Genomic DNA, 12,385 nt, shown 5'->3' on the forward strand with positions numbered 1-12,385 from the left:
TTGGTACCGGGATTAGCCGGACCGGGCTTAATTGGTCTATAAGCCCGGCTAATTAGTTCCTGTGCCGATGTCATGGCAGACTGGACCTCCGATCGAACGTAAACTGATGCCGCAATGAACGATACTTCCGACCTCAAGGTCTTGCGCGCCCTGCGCGAATGGCGGCGCAATGGGCGCAGTGCGCTGCTGGCCACCGTGGTTTCGACCTGGGGCTCGTCGCCGCGTCCGGTCGGCTCGCAACTGGCCATCCGTGACGATGGCCGGCTCATCGGTTCGGTCTCCGGCGGCTGCATCGAGGATGACCTGCTGTTCCAGTACCTGCGCCAGCGCCCCGCCACATGGGGCCAGGCAGGATCACCGCAACAGGTGCGCTACGGCATCGATGCCGATGAAGCGCATCGCTTCGGCCTGCCCTGCGGCGGTACGCTGACGCTGCTGCTCGAATTCGATCCTGCGCTGAACATGCTGGACGAACTGGTGAGTACGCTGGAACGTGGCCAACTGGTCTGTCGCCGCGTCGATTGCCATGATGGCAGCAGCCGCATCGAGGTCAGCGAGTCACCGGCCGAACTGCTGTTCGATGGAAATACGCTGCGCCATACCATGGGGCCGGATTACCGGATGCTGTTGATCGGTGCCGGCATGCTGGCCGAATACCTGGCGACGATGGCGCTCTTCAACGGCTTTGCGGTGACGATCTGCGATCCGCGTTCGGAATACCTGGGCAGCTGGTCGGTGGAGGGCGTGCGCATCGTCACCGACATGGCCGATGATGCGGTGCTGGATTTCCGTCCCGATCAGCGCAGCTGCGTCATCGCCCTCACCCATGATCCCAAGCTGGATGACCTGGCACTGCTGGAAGCGGTGGCCAGTCCGGCGTTCTATGTCGGCGCCATCGGTTCGCGCCGCAACAGTGCTGCGCGCAAGGACCGCTTGATCACCCACTTCGAGCAGACCGAAGAAAGCCTGGCGCGCCTGCGCGGGCCCATCGGGCTCTATATCGGCAGCAAGACGCCTTCCGAGATCGCGGTGAGCGTGATGGCCGAGGTGCTGGCCGTCAAGAATGGCGTGGCCTTGACGCCGGTGCATTCGGTGGCGGCGATGAAGACGGCCGGTACTGCGTTCTAAGTTCTCATCCTTCGCGCCAGCTTTTCCTCTTTCCTCCCGTCATGAAAAAAGGACCGCTGCCTGCAAAGGTCAGCGGTCCGAACGGGACTTCATGAAAAAACGATTCAGCGCATCTGCAAGACGATGGGATTGCTGCTGGCCGGATTGGTACGGTCGCGCAGAGTCTTGACGTCGTCCACCTTGACCGCACCGCCATGATTGCCCCAGCTGCTGCGAATGAAGCTGAGCACGTCGGCAATCTCGGCATCGCTCAACTGGCTGCGGAAGGGCGGCATGCGATACGAATCCGGTACGCCATCAGCCACCACGCGCACCGAGCCATTCAAGGTCACGTTGATGGCCGAGGCATCCTCCTTGGCCAGCGAGGAGACGGCACCGGCCAGCGGTGGAATCCACGGCGCACGCCCGCGTCCATCGACCGCATGGCAGGCCGCGCAGTTGGCCATGTAGGTGCGTGCAGCGGGGCTGTCCAGGCGTTGTGCGGCCAGGGCGGTGGTGGTGCCGTTATCGTATTTCCACGGTTCCCCATCGCGCTTGGGATCGCCCGGCAGCGACTTCAGGTAACGGGCGATGGCCTGCAGGTCGGAGTCGCTCAGGAATTGCGTTGAGTTGTTGAAGGCATCGGCCATGGAACCGAACACCACCGCGTGCTGGTTGCGGCCGGTCTTGAGGAATTGCACGACCTCGGCTTCACTCCAGCGTCCGATGCCGGTGTTGACGTCGCCACGCAGGCTGGGGGCATACCAGCCATCGAGCAGCGCGCCGGACAGGTACAGCGGATGGCCGCCGTCGAGACCCTTCTCGTTCATCGCCACGCCGCGTGGCGTGTGGCAGCTGCCGCAGTGGCCCGCGCCCTGCACCAGGTAGGCACCGCGATTCCAGAGGGCATCCTGTTTCGGATCGGGCTGGTAGGGATGCGGGCTGGTGAAGGCCAGATTCCAGAACGCCAGCGGCCAGCGCATGTTGAGCGGCCACGGGATGTCGCTCTCCTGGTTGGCCTGCACCACCGGTTTCACGCCATGCATGAAGTAGGCATAGAGCGCGCTCACATCCTCATCCGACATCTTGGCGTAGGACGGATAGGGCATGGCCGGATAGAGCCGGTGCCCATCGCGTGCCACACCGTGACGCAGGGCGCGGTCGAATTCGGCCAGGCTGTAGTCACCGATGCCGCTGCCGCGGTCGGGCGTGATGTTGGTGGCGTAGATGGCACCGAGCGGAGTGGCCATCTCCAGGCCACCGGCGAAGGGCTTGCTCTTGGGGGTGCTGTGGCAGGCCACGCAATCGGCCTGGCGCGCTACATACTCGCCGCGCTGGATCAGCGCGGCGGAGGGAGGCGGCGGCGCAGCTGCGCTGTCGAAGGGCGAGGCCGGAGTGCGCAGGGCGACCCAGGCTGCGGCGATCAGCAGCGCGGCGAGGATCAGCAGGAAGACGCGCAGCTTGCCGTTTTTATGATCAGTCATGGATGCGTCAGTCTGCCATCAGGCCTTGAAGGTGTAATGCGACAGCGGCATGCTGCGAATGCGCTGGCCGGTCAGGTGCGAGACCGCATTGGCCACCGCCGGCGGCACGGCCGGCAGGGGCGGTTCGCCGATGCCGCCCATCTTGGCACCGCTCTCGATGATCTTGACGTGCACGCGCGCCATGCGCTGCGGCGGCAGGATGGGATAGAGATCGTAATTGCGGGCCACCCGTGCGCCTTCCTTGTAGACCACTTCCTCCAGCAGCACCTGCGACAAACCCAGCGTCACGGCTCCGTTGACCTGGGCCTCGACAATGGCCGGGTTGACGATGCGGCCCGGATCGATGGCTTCCCAGATGTCATGCACGCGCACCTGGCCGTTCTCGATGGAGACTTCGGCAATGGCTGCGGTCTCGGTACCGAAGGCTTTGGCCATGGCCACACCGCGCGCACGGCGCGTGCCGTCGGGGGCGGTGAAAGGACCGCGCTTCCATCCACCGGAGAGATCCACGGCCGCCTTGAGCAGCGTGGTCAGGCGATCATTTCCCTGCAGCAGGCGCAGGCGCACATCGAGCGGATCCTGGCCGCCCTTGTCGGCGATCTCGTCGAGGAAGGCTTCGTAGAAAAAGTCATTCATCGAATTGCCGACCGAGCGCCAGTAGCCGACGATGGGCGGATTCTTCACGAAACGCTGGCCGATGCGCTTGTGGGCAAACTGATAGGACTTGCCGGCCAGCCCTTCCAGCGCAGTGGGGTCGATCTTGTTGCGCTTGTTGGCAATCGATTCGGTCGGCCCTTCGGTGGCGCTGATGGCTTCGATGGCGATGGGGAAACCCTTGTCATCAAGGCCGGCACGGAACTGCACTACCGCCATCGGGCGCATGGTGTCGCGAGCGAATTCTTCCTCGCGGCTCCAGATCACCTTGACCGGGCGGCCCACGGCCTTGGCCAGCTGGATCGCCTGCGGGAAGGGCATGGCCGTCTCGTACAGGAAGTGCCGGCCGAAGAAGCCGCCCAGCAAGGGCGAATGGATGGTGATCTTTTCCGGGGACAATCCGGTCTGCTTGGCGATGGCGGCCTGGAACATTTCCGGGGCCTGGTTGGGCAGCCACATCTCCAGCGTGCCATCGGCATTGAAGCGGGCCGTGGCCGAAGGCGGTTCCAGCTGGGCATGATTGAGGTACTGGCTGCGGTAGCTGGCTTGCACCACGGTCTTGGCACCGGCCAGGGCCTTGGTCACATCGCCTTCGGTCTCGGCTTCATCGACGGCCGCTGTGGACTTGGCCAACTGCTCGGCAAACCCTTCGGTGGAAAAGTCGGCCGGCACATAGCGGCGATCCGGTGCCGGGCCGGGATCGCTCCAGTCCACCTGCAGCGCTTCCACCGCACGCTTGGCATTCCACCAGCGCTCGGCCACCACGGCGACAGCGCCCGGCAGGCGATGCACCGAATGCACGCCGGTCATCTTGCGTACCTCGGCTTCATTGCGGATGCTGCCGACGTCCAGGCCCAGGCGCGGTGCGTGTTGCACGGCGGCCTGCAGCATGTTCTCGACTTGCGTGTCGATACCGTATTGCGCGCGGCCCGTGGACTTGTCCAGCACGTCCAGCCGCGCCAGCGGCTTGCCGATCCAGCGGAATTGTTTGTCGTCCTTGAGCTTGATGGTCTCCAGCGGCGGATTGGGCAGGTCCAGCGCCTTGGGTGCGAGTTCGCCATAACTGACCGACCGGCCACTGGCCGCATGCATGACACGGCCGGGCTCGGTGGTGAGGCTTTCCAGCGGCACCTGCCATTGATTGGCGGCCGCCTGCAGCAGCAGGTGGCGCGCCAGTGCGCCCACACGCCGCATGGTCGGATAGCTGGTACGCACCGACATGCTGCCGCCGGTGATGCGGATGCCGATGTCCATCACCTTGTACTGGTCATTGGCGGGCGCGTTGTGGAGCACGAAACGGGCGGGGTCGGCATCGAGTTCTTCGCCGACGATCTGCGCCATGGCCGTGAAGATGCCCTGCCCGCCTTCGACGAAGGGACTTTGCAGGTGGATGCTGTTGTCGGGACGGATTTCCAGGAAGGCCGGCACGCGCGTGCCCGGTGCTGCCGGCGCAGCATTGGCCTGGGCGCGGGCATTGCCGGCCGGCAAGGTGAAGCCGACCACCAGCGAACCGGCAGCGGTGCCGGCCGAGGCCAGCAGGAAGCGGCGGCGCGAGACGTTGACCGGCGCACCATCCGGCAGCAATTCGTTCAGGGGAAGATCATGCAGCTGGTTCATGCTTGCTCCTTGCCGGCCTTGGCCTTCTGGGTCTTGCTCCACTGGATGGCGGCGACGGCCCCCACGCCGACCACGGCGGCAGCGGCCACAGCGGCCTTGTTGACGCCATCGGCGCCGGCCGGTGCAGCGGGCGTGGTGGCCGCAGCAGCGGCGGCAGGTGCGCCCGTGCCGCCGGAGAGCTCATGCATGGCGGCCTTGATGGCGTTGTAGGTGCCGCAACGGCAGAGGTTGACCATGGCGCCGACGATCTGTTCGTCGCTGGGCTGGGCCACCTGTTTCAGCAAGGCGGTCGCAGCCATCACCTGGCCGGACTGGCAATAGCCGCATTGCGGTACCTGGTGCCGGACCCAGGCATCGACCACTTTCTGGCCGACCGGATCGGCGGTGACCGCCTCGATGGTGGTGACCTTGCGTCCGGCCATGGCGCCGACGGGCATGACGCAGGAGCGCAGCACCTCGCCATCGACCATCACGGAACAGGCCCCGCACTGGGCCAGGCCGCAGCCGTATTTGGTGCCGGTCATGCCGAGTTCATCGCGGATCACCCACAGCAGGGGGGTCTCGGCATCGGAGGTGATCTGGTAAGTCTTGTCGTTGATCTGGAGTTCCATGGTTCCTGCCATCGGGGTTGAGAACGCAAGCCAGCGCGGACGGGCGCTCTGGAGGGGAAGTGAAGGACGCAGCAAGGCGACACTAAACAGGATCCCCGCATGATGGCGCATCACGCGGGGACTGATTAGCTGAGCCGGGCTTAATGGGGATATTAGACGAGCTAATGAATTCTCGTCTGGAGATGAAGGAATTTACCTTAGGGAGGGGAGCAAGTCAGAGGAAGGGCGGCGAAATTTCCGGGGGTATTCACGCCTCCCTCCTGGTCAGTCCCGCACCCCCAGGCGATACACCGTGGTCTGCCGATACACCTGCCCCGGCCGCAGGATCACCGCTTCGCGCAGCGGCGTGTTGACCTGGTCCGGATAGGACTGCGCCTCCAGGCAGAAGCCATCATGGATGGCATACGGCTGCTCGCCCCGACCCTGTACGCCGGAGAGGAAATTGCCGCTGTAGAACTGCAGCCCGGTCTCTGTGGTGGAGACGCGCAATTCACGCCCCGACCCCGGCTCGTAGACGCTGGCCACTTCGCGCAGGGTCTGCGCCACGCGGCTCTGGCCCGGCTGCGGTTCGTGTTCGCTGCGCAGGCAATAGCAATGGTCGAAGCCACCGGCCAGCTTCAGTTGCGGATCGGGCCAGTCCAGGCGCGGACCGATGGGGGCCGGCTGGCGGAAATCAAACGCACTGCCGGCCACATCGGCGCGGCCTTCCGGAATCAGCCTGGCATCGACCTGCAGGTAGCCATCGGCCTCGATGGCGATGATGTGGTCGCGGATGTCGCAGGTGCCACCATTGAGGTTGAAATACGCATGCGAGGTCAGGTTGATGGGCGTGGCCGCATCGCTGGTGGCGGTGTAATCGATGCGCAACTGGCCCTCGTCATCCAGGCGGTACAGCACCGACGCCATCACCGTGCCCGGAAAACCCGCCTGCCCGGCCGGCGAGACCAGCATCAGGCGCAGTCCTTCCGGATCGGGCTGCACCTGCCAGCGCTGGGCATGGAAACCTTCGCGGCCGCCGTGCAGGTGGTTCTCGCCTTCATTGCAATCGACCTGGTGCGCCACGCCGTCGAGTTCGAAACGGCCGCCCGCGATGCGGTTGCCCCAGCGCCCGACGATGGCGCCGAAATACGCCGGGTTGTTCGTGTATTGCTCGACCCGCTCAAAGCCCAGCAGGACATCGGCCTCGCGGCCATAGCGATCGGGTGCCCACCAGTTGACCATGGTGGCCCCCAGGTCGCTGATGGTCACGCGCATGCCGGTGTGGTTGCGCAAAGTGTAGAGACGGATGCCGTCAGCGGAGGTGGTGTGGGAGAGGGTGAAGTGCGTCATTTTGTGGTGGTAAGAAGGGAGGGCCCCGTGGTTTTCTTCTTGGGCCGGACGGCAGGGGCGGACGGTGCAGCCGAGCGCTCCAGTCCGGCGGCGAATTGTTCCTGGTACTCCCTGGGCGTGCAGCCCAGTTCGCGTTTGAAGACGGCGTGCAGGTATTGCACGGTGGTGAAGCCGCAGCTGACGGCAATCTCGGCCGCATGGCTGCCGGCCTGCTCCAGCATGCGCTTGGCGGCTTCCAGCTTGAAGCGCAGGATTTCATCATGAACGCTGCGGCCGAGCTCGCGGCGGAAATACCATTCCAGCGACGAGCGTGAAATGCCCACGTAATCGGCCACCTGGTCAGTCTTGATGCCCTGGCAGGCGTACTGGCGAATGAAGTGCAGTGCCTGCATCACGTGCGGATGGTTGCGCACCTCATGGCGGCTGGAGGCCAACACATTGATGCCGACCGGCGGCACCATGATGCGCGTGTCCGGAAAGCGCGCCCCGTGCAGCATCTGGTGCAGCAGGTGCGCAGCGGTGCGGCCCATCTCCACGCTGCCCTGGATCACCGAACTCAAGGGGATGCGCGTCAACACGCGGGCCAGCGGATCATTGTCGATGCCGATCAGCGCCACCTGCTCCGGCACCGCGATGCCGGCGAACAGGCAGGCCTGCAGCAACTGCCGCGCCCGCGCGTCGGTGACGGCGATGATGCCCACCGGCTTGGGCAGGCTGCGCACCCAGGCGATCTGCTGCTCCACGGCGGCGTCCCAGGATTGCGCACTGGTGCCCACGCCGCGATAGATGTGGCCGGTGATGCCATCAGCACCGGTGAGGTCGGTGAAGATGCGCTCGCGCTCCTGCGCCCAGCGGTTGCAGGGCGACTCGGGCAGGCTGAACAGGGCGAAATGCTGCAGGCCGGCTTCGATCAGGTGGTCGTAGGCCAGCTTGACCATCTTGTAGTTGTCGGTGGCCACATAGGGCCGGTTGGCCGGATATTGCGAGGGGTCGGCATAGGAGCCGCCGATGGCCACCACCGGCAGCTGCACGCCTTCCAGCGCGGCGGTCGTCACCGGATCGTCGAAGTCGGCAATGATGCCATGCCCGGCCCAGCGCTCGATACCCTGCGGGCGGCAGCGGAAATCCTCCTCCAGGTACAAGTCCCAGGAGGCACGGGTGCTGCTGATGTATTCGCCGATGCCGGAAATGATTTCCCGATCGAAGATCTTGTTGCCATTGAAGAGCAACGCAATCCGGTGCACCGTGGGGGTTTTTGCCACGCTGTGTCTCCTGGTTGCCGGCGTCGTCAGGCGCGCCGTTCTTTTATTCGTCGAATTGTAGCGAGCCATCGTCGAAATGACGGATATGTGCTCCTGCAACAAAAAGAATCACTAAGCCGTTTGGTGAATTTCGTAATTGTAGAGGGGATTGGCCCGGGGCTAGTATCCCCCTCGCACCATCATGCGGCGTAGACCATTCCTGACAAGCTCGGCCCCACGCGCCATTGGAAGCGATTGCCCCAAAACGGGCCACCGGTTCCACCCGGTCACGCCGCTTCAAAAATCATAATCAATTCAAATTCAATTCAAATCGGAGACTGGACTATGAAGGCAATGCTGAAGAAGACCGTATTGGCGCTGATGACCGTGACCACCCTGTCCATGGTGGCCGGCAGCGCCATGGCCGACGCCAAGAATCCCAAGATCGGTTTTTCCATCGATGACCTGCGTGTGGAGCGCTGGGCGCGCGACCGCGACTTCTTCACCGCCGCCGCTGAAAAGCTGGGCGCCAAGGTCTATGTGCAATCGGCCGATGCCAGCGAGCAACGCCAGATCTCCCAGATCGAGAACCTGATCTCGCGCGGCGTGGACGTGATCGTGATCGTGCCCTTCAACGCCACGGTCCTGACCAACACCATCAAGGAAGCCAAGAAGGCCGGCATCAAGGTGCTGTCCTATGACCGCCTGATCCTGAATGCCGACGTCGACGCCTACATCTCCTTCGACAACGAGAAGGTCGGTGAAATGCAGGCCGAGGGCATCCTGAAGGTCAAGAACAAGGGCAACTTCTTCCTGCTGGGCGGCTCGCCCACCGACAACAACGCCAAGATGTTCCGCGAAGGCCAGATGAAGGCCCTGAAGCCCTACATCGACAAGGGCGACATCAAGATCGTCGGCCAGCAATGGGTCAAGGAATGGAACCCGACCGAAGCCCTGTCCATCGTCGAGAATGCGCTGACGGCCAACAACAACAAGATCGATGCCATCGTGGCCTCCAACGACGGCACCGCCGGTGGCGCGATCCAGGCCCTGGCGGCCCAGAAGCTGGCCGGCAAGGTGCCGGTCTCGGGCCAGGATGCCGACCTGGCTGCAGTCAAGCGCGTGGTCGCCGGTACCCAGACCATGACCGTCTACAAGCCCTTGAAGCAGATCGCCACCGAAGCGGCCAACCTGTCCGTGCAACTGGCCCGCAACGAGAAGCCGACCTACAACGCCCAGTATGACAACGGCTTCAAGAAGGTCGACAGCCTGCTGCTGAAGCCCATCCTGCTGACCAAGGAAAACGTCAAGGTCCTGGTCGATGACGGCTTCTACACCCAGGCCCAGATCGACGGCCGTTGATTCCTGAGTGACGAACGCCGGCTGCCGCAACGGTAGCCGGCGTCGCTCTCTGCGCCCCCGGCACGGCCGCCGGGCGCAGGCTCCAGAGGCTTCTTGGAAAGAACAGGCATGTCCGAGTATCTGTTAGAAATGAAAGGCATCGTCAAGAGCTTTGGCGGTGTGCGTGCCCTGGATGGCATCGACATCAAGATCCGCCCCGGCGAATGCGTGGGCCTGTGCGGTGAAAACGGCGCGGGAAAATCGACGCTGATGAAGATCCTCTCCGGCGTCTATCCCCATGGCACCTGGGAGGGCGAAATCCTGTGGGACGGCAAGCCGCTGCAGGCCCATTCGGTGCGCGACACCGAAGCCGCCGGCATCGTCATCATCCACCAGGAACTGATGCTGGTGCCCGAGCTGTCAGTGGCCGAGAACATCTTCATGGGCCACGAGATCACCCTGCCCGGTGGCCGCATGAACTACCCCGCCATGTATCGCCGCGCCGAAGAACTGATGCGCGAGCTGAACATGCCCGACATCAACGTGGCCCTGCCAGTCTCGCAATATGGCGGCGGCCACCAGCAGCTGGTGGAAATCGCCAAGGCGCTCAACAAGGATGCCCGCCTCTTGATCCTGGACGAACCCTCGTCGTCGCTGACCGCCTCGGAAATCGCGGTGCTGCTGAAGATCATCAAGGACTTGAAAGCGCGCGGCGTGGCCTGCGTCTACATCTCGCACAAGCTCGACGAAGTGGCCGAGATCTGCGACACCATCTCGGTGATCCGCGATGGCAAGCACATCGCCACCACGCCCATGCAGGACATGGATGTGGACAAGATCATCACCCAGATGGTCGGCCGCGAAATCACCGCCATGTACCCGGAGCGCAACCACGCCATCGGCGAAGTGGTGCTCGAAGCCCGCCACATCACCTGCTACGACATCGACAATCCGCGCCGCAAGCGCGTCGATGATGTCTCCTTTTCGGTACGCCGGGGCGAGATCCTGGGCATTGCCGGACTGGTAGGTGCAGGACGCACCGAACTGGTCTCGGCCATCTTCGGCGCCTATCGCGGACGTTACGAGGGGCAGGTGCTGCTCGAAGGCAAGCTGGCCGATACCGGCTCGCCCCTGAAGTCCATCCGCCAGGGCCTGTGCATGGTGCCGGAAGACCGCAAGCACCATGGCATCGTGCCCGATCTCGACGTAGGGCAGAACATCACGCTGACCGTGCTCAACCGCTTCTCGCGCGGCACCCGCATCGACAGCAGCGCCGAACTGAAAACCATCCAGGGCGAGATCAGCCGCCTGCGCGTCAAGACCGCCTCGCCCTTCCTGCCCATCACCGGACTCTCGGGTGGCAACCAGCAGAAGGCGGTGCTCTCCAAGATGCTGCTGGCCCAACCCAAAGTATTAATTTTGGACGAACCCACGCGCGGCGTGGACGTGGGCGCCAAGGCCGAGATCTACCGGCTCATTTCGGAGCTGGCCAAGCTGGGCCTGGCCATCATCATGGTCTCCTCGGAGCTGGCCGAAGTGCTGGGCGTGTCGGATCGCGTGCTGGTCATCGGCGAAGGCAAACTGCGCGGCGACTTCGTCAACGACAACCTGAGCCAGGAAACCGTGCTGGCCGCAGCCATCAACCAGCCCGTCCCGCAAGCGTCGCCACGCGCGGTGGCGGTCTGACACAACATCACAAGGTGAATTCGGTATGACTACAAGCAATCTGGGCAGCGCCACCGGCGGTGCGGTCGGTGGAGCGGGCGGCATGGCCAACCTGAAGCTGGTGTTTCGCCGCTACAAGATCATTGCGCTCTTGATCGCCATCGCCATCATCTGGGGCTTCTTCAGCTTCATGACCGATGGCGGCTTCCTCACGCCCCGCAACCTGTCGAACCTGCTGCGCCAGATGTCGGTGACCGGCATCCTCGCCTGCGGCATGGTGCTGGTCATCATCGCCGGTGAAATCGACCTCTCGGTAGGTTCCCTGCTGGGCCTGCTGGGCGGCATCGCCGCGCTGCTGGACGTGAGCCATCACCTGCCGCTGGCACTGAACCTGGTCCTGGCGCTGGGCTTCGGCCTGGGGCTGGGCCTCTTGAACGGCTACCTCACCGCCTACCTGGGCATTCCCTCCTTCATCGTCGGCCTGGGCGGCATGCTGGCCTTCCGCGGCATCCTGCTGGGCATTACCGGCGGCCTCACCATTGCGCCGGTGTCGGACAACATGGTCTATCTCGGCCAGGGCTACCTGCCGCCGCAGATCGGCGTGGCGCTGGGCATCGCCTTGTTCGTGCTGGCGGTGGCGCTCACGTGGATGAGCCGTGTCAACCGCAGCCGTCACGGCCTGCCGCTGGCGGCCCTCTGGCGCGATGGCTTGAAGGTGCTGGTAATCGGTGCGGTACTGCTGGCCTTCGTGCGCACGCTCAACAGCTATGACGGCATCCCCGTGCCGGTGCTGCTGTTGCTGGGGCTGCTGGGCCTGTTCAGCTACGTGAGCACGCAGACCGTGTTCGGCCGCCGCATCTATTCGGTGGGCAGCAACATGGAAGCCACCCGCCTGTCGGGCGTGAACGTGCAGGCCGTCAAGCTGTGGGTGTTCGGCATCATGGGCCTGATGTGCGCACTGGCCGGTCTGGTCAACACCGCCCGCCTGGCTGCAGGCTCGCCGTCGGCGGGCAACATGGGCGAACTCGATGCGATCGCGGCCTGCTTCATCGGCGGCACTTCCATGCGCGGCGGCTCGGGCACCATCTATGGCGCACTCATCGGTGCACTGGTGATGGCCAGCCTCGACAACGGCATGTCCATGCTGGATGTGGGCACCTACTGGCAGATGATCGTCAAGGGCAGCATCCTGGTGCTGGCGGTGTGGGTCGATGTGAGTACCCGTTCGGGTCGCTGATCAAAATGACGCGATGAACTGAGACCGTTCGGACTGAGTAGCGGCATAGCCGCGTATCGAAGGCGCACCAGCAGTAGCGCCTTCGATACGGCCCAAGGG

At 64.1% G+C, this 12,385-nt stretch carries 9 protein-coding genes; 4 read left to right on the forward strand and 5 right to left on the reverse strand.

What is annotated here, in order from left to right:
* The first annotated feature begins 114 nt into the window (after window positions 1–114).
* Window positions 115–1,128 carry an XdhC family protein gene (locus ACWFUC_RS03110; protein ID WP_489624074.1) on the forward strand — a complete coding sequence of 338 codons (1,014 nt, stop codon included), beginning with the start codon at window positions 115–117 and terminating at the stop codon, window positions 1,126–1,128.
* Window positions 1,129–1,232: 104 nt separating this feature from the next.
* On the opposite strand, the gene ACWFUC_RS03115 is transcribed toward ACWFUC_RS03110, so the two are convergent.
* The 5 genes from ACWFUC_RS03115 to ACWFUC_RS03135 all read right to left on the reverse strand — a co-directional run bounded on the left by ACWFUC_RS03115 (window position 1,233) and on the right by ACWFUC_RS03135 (window position 8,064).
* Window positions 1,233–2,591 (reverse strand): c-type cytochrome, encoded by a 1,359-nt coding sequence (locus ACWFUC_RS03115; RefSeq protein ID WP_489637437.1) that lies wholly within the window; start codon window positions 2,589–2,591, stop codon window positions 1,233–1,235.
* Between the two features lie 18 nt (window positions 2,592–2,609).
* Window positions 2,610–4,862 carry a xanthine dehydrogenase family protein molybdopterin-binding subunit gene (locus ACWFUC_RS03120; RefSeq protein WP_489637438.1) on the reverse strand — a complete coding sequence of 751 codons (2,253 nt, stop codon included), beginning with the start codon at window positions 4,860–4,862 and terminating at the stop codon, window positions 2,610–2,612.
* A complete protein-coding gene (locus tag ACWFUC_RS03125) occupies window positions 4,859–5,473 on the reverse strand; it encodes a (2Fe-2S)-binding protein (RefSeq protein WP_134223783.1) in 615 nt (204 codons plus the stop codon). The genes ACWFUC_RS03120 and ACWFUC_RS03125 overlap by 4 nt, the downstream gene beginning before the upstream one ends.
* Window positions 5,474–5,737: 264 nt before the next feature.
* The gene (locus ACWFUC_RS03130) at window positions 5,738–6,802 is read right to left on the reverse strand and encodes an aldose epimerase family protein (protein ID WP_489637439.1); all 1,065 of its coding nucleotides are present in this window, start codon (window positions 6,800–6,802) and stop codon (window positions 5,738–5,740) included.
* Window positions 6,799–8,064 carry a XylR family transcriptional regulator gene (locus ACWFUC_RS03135; RefSeq protein ID WP_209569452.1) on the reverse strand — a complete coding sequence of 422 codons (1,266 nt, stop codon included), beginning with the start codon at window positions 8,062–8,064 and terminating at the stop codon, window positions 6,799–6,801. The genes ACWFUC_RS03130 and ACWFUC_RS03135 overlap by 4 nt, the downstream gene beginning before the upstream one ends.
* Before the next feature lie 324 nt (window positions 8,065–8,388).
* On the opposite strand from ACWFUC_RS03135, the gene xylF reads away from it, so the two are divergent.
* The 3 genes from xylF to ACWFUC_RS03150 all read left to right on the forward strand — a co-directional run bounded on the left by xylF (window position 8,389) and on the right by ACWFUC_RS03150 (window position 12,286).
* Window positions 8,389–9,405, forward strand: coding sequence for a D-xylose ABC transporter substrate-binding protein (gene xylF, locus ACWFUC_RS03140; RefSeq protein ID WP_034330283.1), 1,017 nt, complete (start codon window positions 8,389–8,391; stop codon window positions 9,403–9,405).
* Between the two features lie 108 nt (window positions 9,406–9,513).
* The gene (gene xylG / locus ACWFUC_RS03145) at window positions 9,514–11,070 is read left to right on the forward strand and encodes a D-xylose ABC transporter ATP-binding protein (protein WP_489624078.1); all 1,557 of its coding nucleotides are present in this window, start codon (window positions 9,514–9,516) and stop codon (window positions 11,068–11,070) included.
* Between the two features lie 25 nt (window positions 11,071–11,095).
* Complete coding sequence (locus tag ACWFUC_RS03150; protein ID WP_489624079.1) at window positions 11,096–12,286, forward strand: sugar ABC transporter permease; 1,191 nt, start codon at window positions 11,096–11,098, stop codon at window positions 12,284–12,286.
* Window positions 12,287–12,385 lie beyond the last annotated feature (99 nt).

This window comes from Herbaspirillum sp. Her4, assembly GCF_057961335.1.

Coding starts and splice junctions, on each gene's coding strand:
- xylG (WP_489624078.1), top strand. CDS start 9,514: ATGTCCGAGTATCTGTTAGAAATGAAAGGCATCGTCAAGAGCTTTGGC.
- ACWFUC_RS03125 (WP_134223783.1), bottom strand. CDS start 5,473: ATGGAACTCCAGATCAACGACAAGACTTACCAGATCACCTCCGATGCC.
- ACWFUC_RS03110 (WP_489624074.1), top strand. CDS start 115: ATGAACGATACTTCCGACCTCAAGGTCTTGCGCGCCCTGCGCGAATGG.
- xylF (WP_034330283.1), top strand. CDS start 8,389: ATGAAGGCAATGCTGAAGAAGACCGTATTGGCGCTGATGACCGTGACC.
- ACWFUC_RS03115 (WP_489637437.1), bottom strand. CDS start 2,591: ATGACTGATCATAAAAACGGCAAGCTGCGCGTCTTCCTGCTGATCCTC.
- ACWFUC_RS03130 (WP_489637439.1), bottom strand. CDS start 6,802: ATGACGCACTTCACCCTCTCCCACACCACCTCCGCTGACGGCATCCGT.
- ACWFUC_RS03150 (WP_489624079.1), top strand. CDS start 11,096: ATGACTACAAGCAATCTGGGCAGCGCCACCGGCGGTGCGGTCGGTGGA.
- ACWFUC_RS03120 (WP_489637438.1), bottom strand. CDS start 4,862: ATGAACCAGCTGCATGATCTTCCCCTGAACGAATTGCTGCCGGATGGT.